Annotated in this window: 15 protein-coding genes; 9 read left to right on the top strand and 6 right to left on the bottom strand. The window is 67.1% G+C overall.

Going from position 1 to position 15,141, the window contains the following annotated elements:
• The 3 genes from P7D22_RS19450 to pyk all read left to right on the top strand — a co-directional run.
• Nucleotides 1–384 (top strand): EamA family transporter (locus P7D22_RS19450; protein ID WP_319935913.1); only part of this gene is annotated, 384 nt, incomplete at its 5' end.
• Nucleotides 385–408: 24 nt separating this feature from the next.
• A complete protein-coding gene (locus tag P7D22_RS19445; RefSeq protein WP_442916118.1) occupies nt 409–864 on the top strand; it encodes a DUF1036 domain-containing protein in 456 nt (151 codons plus the stop codon).
• 22 nt (nt 865–886) lie between these two features.
• Nucleotides 887–2,323, top strand: coding sequence for a pyruvate kinase (gene pyk, locus P7D22_RS19440; protein WP_319935912.1), 1,437 nt, complete (start codon nt 887–889; stop codon nt 2,321–2,323).
• Nucleotides 2,324–2,364: 41 nt separating this feature from the next.
• Here pyk and P7D22_RS19435 read toward each other — a convergent pair whose 3' ends face one another.
• Complete coding sequence (locus P7D22_RS19435; RefSeq protein ID WP_319935911.1) at nt 2,365–2,793, bottom strand: hypothetical protein; 429 nt, start codon at nt 2,791–2,793, stop codon at nt 2,365–2,367.
• Nucleotides 2,793–3,065 (bottom strand): helix-turn-helix domain-containing protein, encoded by a 273-nt coding sequence (locus P7D22_RS19430; RefSeq protein ID WP_319935910.1) that lies wholly within the window; start codon nt 3,063–3,065, stop codon nt 2,793–2,795. The genes P7D22_RS19435 and P7D22_RS19430 overlap by 1 nt, the downstream gene beginning before the upstream one ends.
• Nucleotides 3,066–3,326: 261 nt before the next feature.
• Here P7D22_RS19430 and mdh point away from each other — a divergent pair, with 261 nt between their 5' ends.
• The 6 genes from mdh to odhB all read left to right on the top strand — a co-directional run bounded on the left by mdh (nt 3,327) and on the right by odhB (nt 11,352).
• Nucleotides 3,327–4,289 carry a malate dehydrogenase gene (mdh, locus tag P7D22_RS19425; RefSeq protein ID WP_319935914.1) on the top strand — a complete coding sequence of 321 codons (963 nt, stop codon included), beginning with the start codon at nt 3,327–3,329 and terminating at the stop codon, nt 4,287–4,289.
• Nucleotides 4,290–4,412: 123 nt separating this feature from the next.
• Nucleotides 4,413–5,618, top strand: coding sequence for an ADP-forming succinate--CoA ligase subunit beta (gene sucC / locus P7D22_RS19420; protein WP_319935909.1), 1,206 nt, complete (start codon nt 4,413–4,415; stop codon nt 5,616–5,618).
• Nucleotides 5,619–5,741: 123 nt separating this feature from the next.
• Nucleotides 5,742–6,629, top strand: coding sequence for a succinate--CoA ligase subunit alpha (sucD, locus tag P7D22_RS19415; RefSeq protein ID WP_319935908.1), 888 nt, complete (start codon nt 5,742–5,744; stop codon nt 6,627–6,629).
• A gap of 153 nt (nt 6,630–6,782) precedes the next feature.
• A complete protein-coding gene (locus P7D22_RS19410) occupies nt 6,783–9,740 on the top strand; it encodes a 2-oxoglutarate dehydrogenase E1 component (RefSeq protein ID WP_319935907.1) in 2,958 nt (985 codons plus the stop codon).
• 20 nt (nt 9,741–9,760) lie between these two features.
• Entirely contained in the window at nt 9,761–10,093 is a 333-nt protein-coding gene (locus tag P7D22_RS19405) for a YciI family protein (protein WP_319935906.1), read from the top strand.
• Nucleotides 10,094–10,095: 2 nt separating this feature from the next.
• Nucleotides 10,096–11,352: a 2-oxoglutarate dehydrogenase complex dihydrolipoyllysine-residue succinyltransferase gene (gene odhB / locus P7D22_RS19400; protein WP_319935905.1), complete on the top strand. Its 1,257-nt coding sequence runs from the start codon at nt 10,096–10,098 to the stop codon at nt 11,350–11,352.
• A 336-nt stretch (nt 11,353–11,688) separates the two neighbouring features.
• Here odhB and P7D22_RS19395 read toward each other — a convergent pair whose 3' ends face one another.
• From P7D22_RS19395 to ftsE, 4 genes are read right to left on the bottom strand one after another with little or no spacing between them, the layout of a single operon-like run.
• The gene (locus tag P7D22_RS19395; RefSeq protein ID WP_319935904.1) at nt 11,689–12,477 is read right to left on the bottom strand and encodes a flagellar hook basal-body protein; all 789 of its coding nucleotides are present in this window, start codon (nt 12,475–12,477) and stop codon (nt 11,689–11,691) included.
• Between the two features lie 35 nt (nt 12,478–12,512).
• Nucleotides 12,513–13,178, bottom strand: coding sequence for a YdcF family protein (locus tag P7D22_RS19390; RefSeq protein ID WP_319935903.1), 666 nt, complete (start codon nt 13,176–13,178; stop codon nt 12,513–12,515).
• Nucleotides 13,179–13,215: 37 nt separating this feature from the next.
• Entirely contained in the window at nt 13,216–14,217 is a 1,002-nt protein-coding gene (locus P7D22_RS19385) for a cell division protein FtsX (RefSeq protein WP_319935902.1), read from the bottom strand.
• A complete protein-coding gene (ftsE, locus tag P7D22_RS19380; RefSeq protein WP_319935901.1) occupies nt 14,210–14,872 on the bottom strand; it encodes a cell division ATP-binding protein FtsE in 663 nt (220 codons plus the stop codon). Before ftsE ends, P7D22_RS19385 begins: the two co-directional genes overlap by 8 nt.
• Between the last annotated feature and the right edge of the window lie 269 nt (nt 14,873–15,141).

Here is a 15,141-nt window from a genome sequence, read left to right as displayed (position 1 = left end):
CATCTCGAAGGTGACGCGCGCGGCGCCGGCGCCGCGCGCGTCACCTTCGAGATGAGCCTCGTCACGGCCGCGATCCTCTTCGTCGTGGCGCTCACGCTCGAGGACACGATCCTGCCGCGCTCGGCGGGCGGCGTCGTCGCGCTGGTCAGCCTGTCGCTCGTCAGCCACGCGGGCGGACAGGGGCTGCTCAGCTTCGCGCTCGGCCTGCTGCCGGCCGTGTTCTCGTCGCTGGTGATCTTTCTCGAGGCGATCGCGGCCGCCATCGCGGCTTTCGTGGTGTTGGGCGAGCCCATCTCGGCCCTGCAGACGTCCGGCGGGCTGCTGATCGTGATCGGGATCTGGGTCGCCCGACCGAGCCGCAGCGATCCCGCGGCCATCACCTGAGGCGGCTTTTTTGCCCGGACCCGCATGGCCAAGGTCGGTCGGATGCCCTATGACCCGACCATGCTCCGCATCCTCCTCGCTGCCGCCGTGCTGCCCGTTGTGGCCGGGACCGCGCGGGCGGATTTCAGGATCTGCAACAATACGGCGAGCCGGGTCTCGATCGCGCTGTCCTATACAGACGGCCAGACCTGGGTGTCGGAAGGGTGGTGGAACCTGAAGTCGGCCGCGTGCGAGACGCTGCTGCGGGGCGCGTTGGCGGCCGAATTCTACTACGTCTACGGCATGGACGAGAGCGGCGGCGAGTGGAAGGGCAAGGCCTTCATGTGCACGCGGGACCGTGAGTTCCGCATCGAAGGCCGACAAGATTGTTACGTGCGTGGCTATGACCGGACCGGCTTCTTCGAGGTCGACACCGGCAAGGACGCCAAGAACTGGACCGTGCAGCTGACCGACCCGGCAAAGCCGGGCGCGGCGCACTGACGGCAACAAGGAAGGTCGGAGAATGAGACGGCATCGACGCGTCAAGATCCTGGCGACGCTCGGGCCCGCGTCGCAGGACCGGGCCATTCTGGCGAAGCTGTTCGAGGCCGGCGCCGACGTGTTCCGCATCAACATGAGCCACGCGAGCCATGATGCGATGCGCGAGCGCATCCGGACCATCAGGGGGCTCGAGGCCGAATACGGCCGGCCGATCGGCATCTTGGTCGACCTGCAGGGCCCGAAGCTGCGCGTCGGCACCTTCGCGGACGGCCCGGTGGACCTGCCCAAGGGCGCGTCTTTCGTGATGGACAGCGACCCGGCGCCGGGCGACGCCACCCGGGTGCACCTGCCCCATCCGGAGATCCTGCGGGCGCTGCGGCCTGGCCACACGGTGTTGATCGACGACGGCAAGGTGAAGCTGCACATCACGGAAGCGACCGAAACGCGCGCCGTGGCGGTGGTGGACGTGGCCGGCAAGATTTCAAACAAGAAGGGCGTCAGCCTGCCCGACACCGAGATCGCCACCTCGGCCATGACGTCCAAGGACAGGGCCGATCTCGATGCGGCTCTCGAGGAGGGCGTTGACTGGATCGCAGTGTCGTTCGTGCAGCGCGCCGACGACGTGGCCGAGGTCAAGAAGATCGCCCGTGGCCGCGCTTCGGTGCTGGCCAAGATCGAGAAGCCGCAGGCCATCACCAAGCTCGAGGAGATCGTCGAGATTTCCGACGCCCTGATGGTGGCGCGCGGCGACCTCGGGGTCGAGATGCCGCTGGAAAAGGTGCCGGGCCTGCAAAAGCGCATCATCCGGCTGTGCCGTCGCTACGGCAAGCCGGTGGTCGTGGCGACCCAGATGCTCGAATCGATGATCACGGCTCCGGTGCCGACCCGCGCCGAGGTGTCGGACGTGGCCCAGGCGGTCTTCGAGGGCGCCGACGCCGTGATGTTGTCGGCCGAAAGCGCCTCGGGCGCCTTCCCGATCGAGGCGGTGACCACCATGAACCGCATCGCCGAGGAGGTGGAGCGCGACCCGCTTTATGGCTCCATCATCGCGGCCCAGCGTTCGGCCCCCGATCCGACCGGCGCCGACACCATGGCGTTCGCGACCCGCACGGCGGCGGAGAACCTCGACCTCAAGGCCGTGGTGGCCTGGACGGCTTCGGGCGCCACCGGCCTGCGTATCGCGCGCGAGCGCCCCGCCATGGCGGTGCTGGCCCTGACGCCAAGCGTCGATGCCGCCCGACGGTTGGCGCTTGCCTGGGGCGTGCACCCGCTGGTGACGGCCGATGCGAAGGATGTCGACGACATGGCCCGCCGGGCCTGTCGCCACGCCTTCTCGGAAGGCTTCGCGGCCGCGGACGACCGCATCATCGTGGTGGCCGGCTTGCCGTTCGGCTCGCCCGGCGCCACCAACATGATGCGGCTGGCCTATGTCAGCACTGAAGACGCCGTCAGGGCCTGAGGGCCTAAGCACGCCGTCCCATCGAGGGGCGGCGGTGGGGCTTAGTGGGGCTTCACGGTCGGGGTGGCGGCAGGCGCGGCCACCGGCCCGCAACGGGTGTAGCGCAGCCCGCGCGACAATTTCAGGCGTGTGGTCTGGCGCACCACCACCATGGTGTCCGGCCCCGTCATGCGGATGATCTCGCTGATGGCAGCGGGCTTTTCGCCGGGGCGCTCGCAGCGCTCGAACACCTCATAGCCGCCCGACCCATGGGCGACCCGTCGGATGCTGCAGCGGCTGCGGCTCGAGATCACCTCCTTGGGCGTGTAGGTCCGCTCCCGCGTCGCAGTCGGGGTGCAGGCGCGATCCGACCGCACCCAGGTGCCCAGGAACGGATAAGAAGGCTCCGCCCGCGCGGCCGTCGTCATCGCCAGGGTCGAGGTCAGGGCGCAGGCCAGGAGCACGGCCTGGACGCTCGCAACGGCTCGCATCAGCTGATGCCCCCGTCGGTATCGGTCGTCACCTGGTTGATCGGAACATAATCCTTCGCCGAAGATGCACGCGCCCGGACGCCGTCGCCTTCGATCAGCTCGATCCCATGGGTGGCGAGAAACAGGTTGAGGGCGCTCGTCACCGCGCCTTCCACGGTGCCGCCGGCCTCGAACGTCTGGATGGCGACGCCATCGACCCCGGCCTGCTGGGCCAATTGTTCGAGCGTCAGCCCCAGAGCGGCTCGGGCCATCTTGACTTGAACGGGCTGCATCGCTGGTTCCACCGAGTTGCAGGGATCGATCCTGACGGAGCGATCGATTTCTAGGGCGTCGAACGGCTTCCGGCAACGCATGGTCGGCATGCCGGTCCGCGAATCACAGCCGATCGGCCGTCACCATGGTTTCCGGGCGGCCATTCTGACTTGCAACACGGGCCGGATTGGAGAACAAGGACGCGAGCGGCCGGCGTGAGCCGGCTTGACTGTGTGTTTTCGGGCGGCCTGCGCCGCCACGCGCACGAGGAAGAAAACCTTATGCCCCGGAAGAAGATTGCCCTGATCGGTGCCGGCCAAATCGGCGGCACCCTGGCGTTGCTGGCCGGGTTGAAGGAGCTGGGCGACATCGTCCTGTTCGACATCCTGGAAGGGGCGCCGCAGGGCAAGTCGCTCGACCTGGCCGAATTGTCGCCGGTGGCGGGCTTCGACGCCAAGCTGACGGGCGCCAACGATTATGCCGGCATCGCCGGCGCCGATGTGGTGATCGTCACGGCCGGCGTGCCGCGCAAGCCCGGCATGAGCCGCGACGACCTTCTCGGCATCAACCTCAAGGTCATGGACGCGGTCGGTAAGGGGCTCAAGGAGCATGCGCCCGACGCCTTCGTGATCTGCATCACCAATCCGCTCGACGCCATGGTGTGGGCGCTGCAGAAGGCCTCCGGCCTGCCGGCCAACAAGGTGGTCGGCATGGCGGGCGTGCTCGATTCGGCCCGCTTCCGTTATTTCCTGGCCTCAGAATTCGACGTCTCGGTCGAGGACGTCACGGCCTTCGTGCTGGGCGGCCACGGCGACGACATGGTGCCGCTGGTGCGCTATTCGACGGTGGCCGGCATCCCGCTGCCCGACCTCGTCAAGATGGGTTGGACCACGCATGAGCGCATCGACGCGATCGTCGATCGCACCCGCAAGGGCGGCGGCGAAATCGTCAACCTGCTGAAGACCGGCTCGGCCTTTTATGCCCCGGCGGCCTCCGCCATCGCGATGGCGGAAAGCTACCTGCGGGACAAGAAGCGCGTGTTGCCCTGCGCGGCCTATCTCGATGGCGAATACGATGTGCGCGGCATGTATGTCGGCGTGCCGGTGGTAATCGGCGAGGGTGGCGTCGAGCGCATCCTCGAGATCGAGATGGGCAAGGACGAGCGCGCTATGTTCGCCAAGTCGGTCGATTCGGTGAAGACCCTCGTCGAAGCCTGCAAGGCCATCAGCCCGGCCTTCGCCTGAGGCCACGTTTCCGCGTCATTGCGAGGCGCGGCACGCGCCGAGGCAATCCAGCCAGCGCCGGGGTCCTGGATTGCTTCGCTCCGCTCGCAATGACGGACCATCGTTCCCCGCCAAGGTCCGCCCATGAACATTCATGAATACCAAGCCAAGGCCGTGCTGAAGTCGTTCGGCGTGCCGGTGTCGCGCGGCGTGCCGATCCTGCAGGCCTCGGAGGCCGAGGCCGCGGCGCGGCAGCTGCCGGGCCCGCTCTGGGTGGTGAAGAGCCAGATCCATGCCGGCGGCCGTGGCAAGGGCAAGTTCAAGGAATCCAAGGCCGGCGACAAGGGTGGCGTGCGCCTCGCCAAGTCGGTCGACGAGGTCAAGGATTATGCCGAGCAGATGCTCGGCTCCACCCTGGTGACGATCCAGACGGGCCCCGCCGGCAAGCAGGTGAACCGCCTCTACATCGAGGATGGCTCCGACATCGAGCGTGAGCTCTATCTGTCGGCGCTGGTCGACCGCACCACCTCGCGCATCTCCTTCGTGGCGTCGACCGAAGGCGGCATGGACATCGAGGAGGTGGCCCACAGCACGCCCGAGAAACTCCACACCATCTCGGTCGATCCCGCCACCGGCATCATGCCCCATCATGGTCGCGCGCTGGCGGAAGCGCTCGCTCTGAAGGGCGATCTCGCCAAGGCTGCCGCCAAGCTGCTCGGCCAGCTGTTCACGGCCTTCGTGTCCACCGACATGGAGATGCTGGAGATCAACCCGCTGATCGTGACCAAGACCGGCGAGCTGAAGTGTCTCGACGCCAAGGTGTCGTTCGACAACAACGCCCTGTTCCGCCACCCCGACATTGCTGAGCTGCGCGACGAGACCGAAGAAGACGCGAAGGAGATCGAGGCGTCGAAATACGACCTCAACTATGTCACGCTCGATGGCACCATCGGCTGCATGGTGAACGGCGCCGGCCTCGCGATGGCCACCATGGACATCATCAAGCTTTATGGCGAGGCGCCCGCGAACTTCCTCGACGTCGGCGGCGGCGCCACCAAGGAGAAGGTGACGGCGGCCTTCAAGATCATCACGGCCGACCCGAACGTGAAGGGCATCCTGGTCAACATCTTCGGCGGCATCATGAAATGCGACGTGATCGCGGAAGGCGTGATCGCGGCCGTCAAGGATGTCGGGCTGCAGGTGCCGCTGGTGGTGCGCCTCGAAGGCACCAACGTCGAGCTCGGCAAGACCATCATCAGCCAGTCGGGATTGAACGTGATCCCGGCCGACGACCTCGACGACGCCGCCCAGAAGGTCGTGGCGGCCGTCAAGGCTGCCGCCAAGGGCTGAGGCCTTGACGGGAAGCGGCGTCTCGCGCCCCGTGTCCGGCCATAGCGCCGGGTCCGGCGGTGCCGCTGCTTCCTTCCCATGATCATCCGCGGCCTCTGACCGCGCGCAATCGGAAAGCTCCGCATGTCCGTCCTGATCGACCGCTCCACCAAGGTCCTCTGCCAGGGGTTCACCGGCAAGAACGGCACCTTTCATTCCGAGCAGGCCATTGCCTATGGCACCCAGATGGTTGGCGGGACCTCGCCCGGAAAGGGCGGCCTCACCCATCTCGGCCTGCCGGTGTTCGACACCGTGAAGGAATGCCGCGACGCGACCGGCGCCGATGCGTCGGTGATCTATGTGCCGCCGCCGGGCGCCGCCGACGCCATCTGCGAGGCCATCGACGCCGAAATCCCGCTCATCGTCTGCATCACCGAGGGCATCCCGGTCAGCGACATGATCAAGGTGCGGCGCTCGCTTAGCGGTTCCAAGTCGCGCCTGATCGGGCCGAACTGCCCGGGCGTCATGACGGCAGGCGAATGCAAGATCGGCATCATGCCGGGCAATATCTTCAAACCGGGCTCTGTCGGCATCGTGTCGCGCTCCGGCACGCTCACCTACGAGGCCGTGTTCCAGACCACCCGCGAGGGCCTTGGCCAGACCACCGCGGTCGGCATTGGCGGCGATCCGGTGAAGGGCACCGAGTTCATCGACATTCTGGAGATGTTCCTGGCCGACCCGAAGACGGAGTCGATCGTGATGATCGGCGAGATCGGCGGCTCGGCCGAGGAAGATGCGGCGCAGTTCCTGCGGGACGAAGCGAAGCGGGGGCGCGCCAAGCCCACTGTCGGCTTCATCGCCGGTCGAACCGCACCCCCCGGCCGCCGTATGGGCCATGCGGGCGCCATCATCTCGGGCGGCAAGGGCGGCGCGGAAGACAAGATCGCCGCCATGGAGGCCGCCGGCATCCGGGTATCGCCTTCGCCGGCGCGCCTCGGAAAAACCTTGGTGGACGTGTTGAAGGCCGGATGAGCGGCATTAACCGCGAGTCGTGAAAGCCGCCAGCGGCGGCATTGCCGTAACGGGGTTGATACGGGTCGTCGCCAACCTCATCTGATTGTTTCGGGGAAACAAACAGCGCGAAGCGCGGCAAGTGGAGCCCGGGTTTTCCGGGGGATTTCGATCATGGCACGTGGAGACCAACCGCAGTCCTCTGTGGAACCCAGCTTTCTGTCCGGCGGCAACGCCGCCTACCTGGAGCAGCTCCAGGCGTCTTACGAAAAGGATCCCCAGAGCGTCGACCCGCAGTGGCGACGCTACTTCGAGAGCCTCGACGATGATGCCGGAACGGTCGCCACGAGTGCCCGCGGTGCGTCCTGGAAGGCGCCGCACTGGCCGCAGGTCGCCAATGGGGAACTGGTTTCTGCGCTCGATGGCAACTGGGCCGTGGTCGAAAAGGCGGTCGGCGACAAGATTAAGCTGAAGCAGGCCGAAGCCAAGCAGCCCTCATCCGACGCCGACATCCGGCAGGCCACGCAGGACAGCGTCCGCGCCCTGATGATGATCCGCGCCTTCCGGATGCGCGGCCATCTGCATGCCGACCTCGATCCGCTCGGCCTCGAGCCGACGCGGGACCGCGAAGAGTTGAGCCCCGCCAATTTCGGCTTTTCGGAAGCCGATTACGCGCGTCCGATCTTCATCGACAACGTGCTCGGCCTCGAATACGCGACCGTGCCCGAGATGGTGTCGCTGCTGCGCCGCACCTATTGCGGCACCATCGGCTTCGAGTTCATGCACATCTCGGACCCGGACGAGAAGGCCTGGATGCAGCTGCGCATCGAAGGCCCGGACAAGGAGGTGTCGTTCACCCCCGAGGGCCGGCGCGCCATCCTGAACAAGCTGGTCGAGGCGGAAGGCTTCGAAAAATTCCTCGACGTCCGCTACACCGGCACCAAGCGCTTCGGGCTCGACGGCGCCGAGGCCATGATCCCGGCCATGGAGCAGATCATCAAGCGCGGTGGCGCGCTCGGGGTGAAGCAGATCGTGCTCGGCATGGCCCATCGCGGCCGCCTCAACATGCTGTCGAACGTGATGCACAAGCCGCATCGCGCCATCTTCCATGAATTCAAGGGCGGCTCGGCTTCGCCCTCCGACGTGGAAGGGTCCGGCGACGTCAAGTATCACCTCGGCGCCTCGTCGGATCGCGACTTCGACGGCAACACCGTGCATCTGTCGCTCACCGCCAACCCGTCGCATCTCGAGATCGTCGATCCCGTGGTGCTGGGCAAGGTCAGGGCCAAGCAGGACCAGCTCGGCGACACCATCGACCGCACCGAGGTGCTGCCGCTGTTGATCCACGGCGACGCGGCCTTTGCGGGCCAGGGCGTCATCGCGGAATGCTTCGGCCTGTCGGGCCTGAAGGGCCATCGCACCGGTGGTTCGGTGCATTTCATCATCAACAACCAGATCGGTTTCACGACCTATCCGCGTTACTCGCGTTCGTCGCCCTACCCAAGCGACGTGGCCAAGATGATCGAAGCGCCGATCTTCCACGTCAACGGCGACGACCCGGAGGCCGTGACCTTTGCGGCCAAGATCGCCATCGAGTTCCGGCAGAAGTTCCACAAGCCGGTCGTCATCGACATGTTCTGCTACCGTCGCTTCGGCCATAACGAAGGCGACGAGCCGGCGTTCACCCAGCCCTTGATGTACAAGAAGATCAAGAGCCACCCTTCGACGCTCGACATCTATGCGAAGCGTCTGGTGGCCGATGGCGTGGTCAGCCAGGACGAGTTCGAGGGTGTCAAGGCCGAGTGGCGCGCCAAGCTCGATGCGGAGTTCGAAGCCGGCCAAAGCTACAAGCCCAACAAGGCCGACTGGCTCGACGGGCGGTGGTCCGGGCTGAAATATGCCGGCGGCGAGATGAGCGACGACGAGCGCCGCGGCAAGACCGGGGTGGAACTCGCGAAGCTGAAACGCATCGGCGACAAGATCACGTCGGTGCCGGACGGCTTCGCGCTTCACAAGACCATCGGCCGCTTCCTCGACAACCGTCGCAAGATGATCGAGACCGGCGAGGGGCTCGACTGGGCGACCGCCGAGGCGCTGGCCTTCGGGTCGCTGGTAGACGAAGGGCGTCCCGTGCGTCTGTCGGGTCAGGATTCGGAGCGCGGCACCTTCTCGCAGCGCCATTCGGTGCTGATCGATCAGGACACCGAAGCGCGCTTCACGCCGCTGAACCATATCCGCGACGGCCAGGCGCAATACGAGGTCATCAATTCGATGCTCTCGGAAGAAGCCGTGCTCGGCTTCGAATATGGTTATTCGCTGAGCGAGCCTAATGCGCTGACCCTCTGGGAAGGTCAGTTCGGCGACTTCGCCAACGGTGCCCAGGTGGTGTTCGACCAGTTCGTGTCCTCGGGCGAGCGCAAGTGGCTGCGCATGTCGGGTCTCGTGTGCCTGCTGCCGCACGGCTACGAGGGGCAGGGGCCCGAGCATTCATCGGCGCGCCTCGAGCGTTTCCTGCAGATGTCGGCCGAAGACAACATGCAGGTCGCCAACGTCACCACGCCGGCGAACTACTTCCACATCCTTCGCCGGCAGCTGAAGCGGGACATCCGCAAGCCGCTGATCTTGATGACGCCGAAGTCGCTGCTGCGTCACAAGCGGGCGGTGTCGAAGCTCGACATGCTGGCCGACGGCTCGACCTTCCATCGGGTGTTGTGGGACGATGCCGTCGACGGCGGCTCCGTGACGCTGCAGCCGGACGACAAGATCCGGCGCGTCGTGTTGTGCTCGGGCAAGGTTTATTACGACCTCTATGAGGAGCGCGAGAAGCGCGGCATCGACGATGTCTATCTGATGCGCGTCGAGCAGCTGTATCCCTTCCCGGCCAAGCGGCTGGTTGGCGAACTCGGCCGCTTCAAGGGCGCCGATGTGGTGTGGTGCCAGGAGGAGCCCAAGAACATGGGCGCCTGGAGCTTCGCCGAGCCCTACCTCGAATGGGTGCTGAACCAGACCGATCTGGCGACGAAGCGTCCGCGCTATGCCGGTCGCCCGGCCAGCGCCGCTACGGCCACCGGCCTGATGTCGAAGCATCTGGCCCAGTTGAAGGCCTTCCTCGACGAGGTCTTCGCGGCCTGACGGCCGCGGAGGCTCAGGCGATGGCCTATTTCTTCAGCCGGCTCAACGCCCCCCGGCCGACCCTAGCTCATGACATGACGGCTGCCGAAGCCGCCGTCATGGACCGCCATGCCGATTATTGGAGCGAGCTTCTGGCCCGGGGCAGCGCCGTGGTGTTCGGCCCCGTGCTCGATCCGAAGGGCGCCTGGGGCTTGTCGATCCTGCGGGCCGAAACGGAAGCCGAAGCGCGCGCCGTGATCGAGGCCGATCCGATCCTTGGAGCCGACCTCGGTTTCAGCTACGAGGTATTCCCGATGCCGCGCACCTACCTGCGCGGCCTGACGGCCGATGTGCCGACCCATTCGAGACGCTGACCATGGCCACTGAAATCCGCGTGCCCACCCTCGGAGAATCGGTCTCCGAGGCAACGATCGGCAAATGGTTCAAGAAGCCCGGCGAGGCCGTCAAGGCCGACGAGCCGCTGCTCGAACTCGAAACCGACAAGGTGACGCTGGAGGTCAATGCGCCGGCGGCCGGTGTGCTGAGCGAGATCGTGGCCAAGGACGGCGAAACCGTCGAGCCCGGCGCGCTGCTCGGCCAGATCGACGCCGCGGGCGCCGCCCCGACCCCGAAGGCCGAAGCCCCCAAGACGGATGCGGCGAAGCCCTCCGCCGCGCCCGAGCCCGTCAAGGCGGCACCGGCCGCCTCGAAAGGCCCGACCTCCATGCCGCCGGCGCCGTCGGCCGCCAAGCTCGCCACGGAGAATGGCGTCGACACCTCGAACCTCGACGGCTCCGGCAAGCGGGGCCAGGTGCTGAAGGGCGACGTGCTGAGCGCGCTGCGCGACGAAGCCCGCGCACCGGCCCCCGCGCCGCAGGCGCCAACGCCCCAGCCCGCTCCGGCGCCGCGTGCGCCCTCCAAGCCCGACGACGCCGCGCGTGAAGAGCGCGTGCGGATGACCAAGCTGCGGCAGACGATCGCCCGCCGCCTGAAGGAAGCGCAGAACAGCGCCGCCATGCTGACGACCTTCAACGAGGTCGACATGACGGCCGTGATGGCCTTGCGCAGCCGCTACAAGGACGTCTTCGAGAAGAAGCACGGCTCGAAGCTCGGCTTCATGGGGTTCTTCGTGAAAGCCTGCGTGTCGGCGCTCCGCGAGCTGCCGGCCGTCAATGCCGAGATCGACGGCAACGAGGTCGTCTACAAGAACTTCTACCATATCGGCATCGCGGTCGGGACCGAGAAGGGCCTTGTGGTGCCGGTGGTGCGGGACGCGCAGGACCTCGGCCTCGCCGCCGTCGAGAAGACCATCGCGGGCTTCGGCAAGGCGGCGCGTGACGGTACCCTGAAGATGGAAGACATGCAGGGCGGCACCTTCACGATCACCAATGGCGGCATCTACGGCTCGCTGATGTCGACCCCGATCCTGAACGCGCCGCAGTCCGGCATCCTGGGCATGCACAAGATCCAGGAGCGGCCGATCGTGGTGGGCGGCAAGGTCGAGGTGCGACCGATGATGTATCTGGCGCTGTCCTACGACCACCGCATCGTCGATGGCCGCGAGGCCGTGACTTTCCTGGTGCGGGTCAAGGAAGCGCTGGAGGATCCCAGCCGCCTCGTGCTGGACGTCTGAAAACGCCGCACCATTGAAAAAGCCCCCTCCACCGAGGGGGTTTTTTTGATGCCTGAACCCCTCATTCCGGGGCGCCGGAGGCGAACCCGGAACCTGTGTGCTCGAGCTTGCGGGGGTGAAGCGCCCCGGTTCCGGATCTCCGCTTCGCGGCGTCCGGAATGAGGATTGATCCGGTCGCCTCACAGGTCGCCGAGCTTCGACAGCCTGCTCGAACCCCTCATTCCGGGGCGCCGGAGGCGAACCCGGAACCGGTATGCTTGAGCTTGCGGCGGTGAAGCGCCCCGGTTCCGGATCTCCGCTTCGCTGCGTCCGGAATGAGGAATGGATTTGGCCGCCTTACAGGTCGCCGAGCTTCGACAGCATGTCGGCCGTGGTGGACATCACCTTGGAATTGGCCTCGTAGCCGCGCTGCGTCACGATCATGTTGCTGAGTTCGGTCGCGAGATCGGTGGTGGAGCTTTCCAGCGACGAGCCCTGGATGGTGCCGAGGCCCTTGGTGTTCGCCTTGGCCAGCGTCATGGCCCCTGAATCGTCGTTGGCCACGTAGTCGTCGGCCGTCAACGCCGTGAGGTTCTCGGGGCTGCGCACGCTGGCGAGCGGGATGCTGTAGGGCGTGCTGGTGACGCCGGCTGCGCTCGTGAACGACACCGTGCCGTCGGTCGCCACCGAAACGACCGTGTCCGACGTGGGCACGATCACCGGGGTCAGGCTCGAGCCACCCGCCGTGTAGCCGAGCAGCGTGTCGCCCGCCGTGTTGAGCAACGTGCCGTCGGCCTGGCGCGTGAAGGCGCCCGCCCGGGTCATCGCCGTAGCGCCGCTGGCGGTTTTCACGGCGAAGAAGCCGTTGCCCGACACCGCGAGGTTGGTGCTGGTGGTGCTGGTGGTGATCGAGCCCTGGCTGCTGGCGTTGAGCCTCACGGTCGAGCGCACGCCGGCACCGTTGAAGTCGCTGGCGACGACGCTGCCGAGCGTCTTGTTGTCGCCCAGCATCGACTCGAACGCCACCGTGCCGGCCTTGAAGCCGGTGGTGCTGACGTTGCTGATGTTCTGCCCGATCGTGTTGAGGCGGTTGGCCTGCGCCGAAACGCCCGCCACCGAGGTCTGCAGACCGCCGAACAAACTCATCGCCCACCTCTCCTGATCGTGCCGCCCGGTCTACGTCAGGGAGCTTGCGACAGGCTGGCGGCGTCGTGGACGTCGTCGCGCGCCATCACCGGGTCGGCGACGTCGGGCGTCGGCAGCAGCGCCTGCCGGGCCAGCACCACGACGTATTTCAGGTATTCGGTGGCGATCAGCCGGCTGCGGTGAGGGCTGGTCCACCAGGGGCGCAGCTTGGCGGTCTCGGTCACCACCGGATAGGGCCGCAGGTCGACGTCCCGCAACTGGTGGCCGATCTCCGCTAGAGCGCGAGGCATGTGGTAGTTCGACGTCACGACGATCAGCGAACGGATGCGATTGGCCCGCACCCAGGCGGCGGTCTCGGCCGCATTGCCGGCCGTGTCGAGCGCCTCGTAGCCGAGCGTCACGCAGCACGCGACGAGGTCGCGGACGCGCGGCAGGCGGCGAGCCAGGCTTTCGGGCGTCGTGGCCGGGTTGACGCCGGTGATCAACAACCGTTCGGCCTGCCCGTCCGCCAGAAGATCGATGGCGTCCGACACCCGGTCGGTGCCGCCGGTCAGCACCACCAGCGCATCGGCATGGCGGTTCGGCCGCGCCTCGACGCCCTGGAGGCCGGCGGCGAAATCGAGGAAGCCCACCAGCAGGCCGCAGCCCAGCAGCGCCAAGGTGGCGGCCACGGCGACCAACAGGCCGCGTGTCCGGCTCACGCCAGCCCCAAGGGCGCGGTTCTGCGGCGGCGCAGACTCACGTCATCCTCTGCAGCTGGCGAAACACGATCCAGCGCGACATGGCTCCGGTCGCCACCGCGATCGACACCGAGATGGCCGCAATGGCCGCATAGCCCGGCCAACCGAGCGCGAAGCTGCCGAACAGCGCCTCGAGTTCGTCGCCGCCCGCCGTCGATTGCAGTCGCAACCGGAGCAGCCCCGCCAGCCCGAAGGCCGCGATGGCGCCGAGTCCGCCGAGGGCGCCGCCCTTGAGGCCGAGCCGCAGGAAATGCTTCTGGAACTGCCGCGCGATGAAGCGGTCTTCCGCCCCTACGAAATGCAGGATGTCGATGATCTCGTGGTTGCCCGCCATGGCGCCGCGCGTCGCAAAGGCCACCGTCAGAAACATCGCCACCAGCACCAGCCCGAAGATCAGCGCCGCCAGGGCCACCACGGTGTTGGCCATGGTGGCAAGCCAGGCGAACCACAGGTGGTGGTCGTCGACGCTGGTGCCCGGGAGGTCGGCGAGGTTGGCCCGCAGGGCCGCGAGGTCGGGCGGGTGGTCGTGATCGATGACCACCGCGATCAAGCGCGGCACCGGCAGTTCGTCGAGGTTGAGCCCCGTGCCGAGCCACGGTTCCAGCAGCTTCTCGGACGCCGCCTTGGCGTAGACCTCGACGGCCGTGATGCCGGGCGTTCCGCGCGCCACGCTGGCCGCCTTGGCGACGGCGGCCTCGATGTCGTGGCCCGCCAGCGGACGGAGCTGGATGGTCATTTCGCTGCCGACCGAGCGCTGCCAATCCCGCGACGCGCCGGCGATCAGCAGGCCGCTTCCGGCCGCGAGCGCGCTGAGAAAGGTCATGATGGCCACCACGGTCACCAGGGCGCGGCTGGCGATGGAGGCGGCCGGCACCAGCGACGCGTTGCGGCTAAGCGCGAATTCGGCTTCCGGCAGCGGCGGCGGCACCGGGGCGCCGTTCTTCGCGCCGGCCAGCACCGCCGGCGCCACCATGTCCGGCCCGCGGGACGGTTCAGTCATAAACGTGCAGCCGGCGGTCGCCGAGCACGAGGCGCCGCGCATCCTCGAACTGTTCCATCAACCCGAGGTCATGCGTCGCGATGACGACCGAGGTGCCGGATTTGTGCAGCTCGACGAAGAGCCGCAGCAGCCGGCGGGCGAGCGGCGGGTCGACGTTGCCGGTGGGCTCGTCGGCGAGCAGCAGTTCGGGCCGCACGATAAGGGCGCGCGCGATGGCGGCGCGTTGCTTCTCGCCGCCGGACAGCACCTGGGGCAGCACGTGCATGCGCTCGCCGAGCCCCACCCATTTCAGCAGCTCCACCACTTCGGCCCGGTAGCCGGCCTCGTCCCGGCCCTGCACCCGGAGCGGCAGGGCGACGTTCTCGTAAGTGGTGAGATGATCGAGCAGGCGGAAATCCTGGAACACCACGCCGATGCGCCGCCTCAGCGCCGTCATGGCGTTCTTGTCGAGCGACGCCGCATCCTGGCCGAACAACGAGATGAGGCCGCGCGTCGGCTTCAGTGACAACAGGATAAGGCGCAGCAGCGTCGTCTTGCCGGCGCCGGACGGCCCGGTGAGGAACTGGAAGGTTTGCGGCTCGATCGAGAAGCTCAGGTCCTTAAGGATCTCCGAGCCCATCCCGTAGCGCAAGCCGACATTCTCGAATCGAACCAAGCCCACCCCTCGGGTCCGCGCCGCCGTGGCCCGCTCACGCTAGCGCCGTCACGCTTAATCGGCCGTTAACCAATCGGCACTCCTATAGCCCATCTCCGTCAGTGCCGTCCCATGCTGATCCTCTGCCCCCGTTGCGTGAGTTCCTACAAGGTCGAGCCGGCCACGCTGGCGCGCGGCGACGCGGCCTTGTTCTGCGCCCATTGTCGTCAGCCCCTGCGCCCGGCTTCGCCCGGGCGCAGGGGCTGACGACAATGGGCGCAGAACAAGGC

It is taken from the genome of Lichenihabitans sp. Uapishka_5, assembly GCF_033947565.1.
Taxonomy (GTDB): Bacteria; Pseudomonadota; Alphaproteobacteria; order Rhizobiales; family Beijerinckiaceae; genus Lichenihabitans.
This window is presented reverse-complemented; position numbering and strand designations above follow the sequence as displayed.

Excerpts from the sequence above, each read along its gene's own strand:
- P7D22_RS19445 (WP_442916118.1), top strand. The coding sequence starts at position 409 with ATGGCCAAGGTCGGTCGGATGCCCTATGACCCGACCATGCTCCGCATC.
- pyk (WP_319935912.1), top strand. The coding sequence starts at position 887 with ATGAGACGGCATCGACGCGTCAAGATCCTGGCGACGCTCGGGCCCGCG.
- P7D22_RS19435 (WP_319935911.1), bottom strand. The coding sequence starts at position 2,793 with ATGCGAGCCGTTGCGAGCGTCCAGGCCGTGCTCCTGGCCTGCGCCCTG.
- P7D22_RS19430 (WP_319935910.1), bottom strand. The coding sequence starts at position 3,065 with ATGCAGCCCGTTCAAGTCAAGATGGCCCGAGCCGCTCTGGGGCTGACG.
- mdh (WP_319935914.1), top strand. The coding sequence starts at position 3,327 with ATGCCCCGGAAGAAGATTGCCCTGATCGGTGCCGGCCAAATCGGCGGC.
- sucC (WP_319935909.1), top strand. The coding sequence starts at position 4,413 with ATGAACATTCATGAATACCAAGCCAAGGCCGTGCTGAAGTCGTTCGGC.
- sucD (WP_319935908.1), top strand. The coding sequence starts at position 5,742 with ATGTCCGTCCTGATCGACCGCTCCACCAAGGTCCTCTGCCAGGGGTTC.
- P7D22_RS19410 (WP_319935907.1), top strand. The coding sequence starts at position 6,783 with ATGGCACGTGGAGACCAACCGCAGTCCTCTGTGGAACCCAGCTTTCTG.
- P7D22_RS19405 (WP_319935906.1), top strand. The coding sequence starts at position 9,761 with ATGGCCTATTTCTTCAGCCGGCTCAACGCCCCCCGGCCGACCCTAGCT.
- odhB (WP_319935905.1), top strand. The coding sequence starts at position 10,096 with ATGGCCACTGAAATCCGCGTGCCCACCCTCGGAGAATCGGTCTCCGAG.
- P7D22_RS19395 (WP_319935904.1), bottom strand. The coding sequence starts at position 12,477 with ATGAGTTTGTTCGGCGGTCTGCAGACCTCGGTGGCGGGCGTTTCGGCG.
- P7D22_RS19385 (WP_319935902.1), bottom strand. The coding sequence starts at position 14,217 with ATGACTGAACCGTCCCGCGGGCCGGACATGGTGGCGCCGGCGGTGCTG.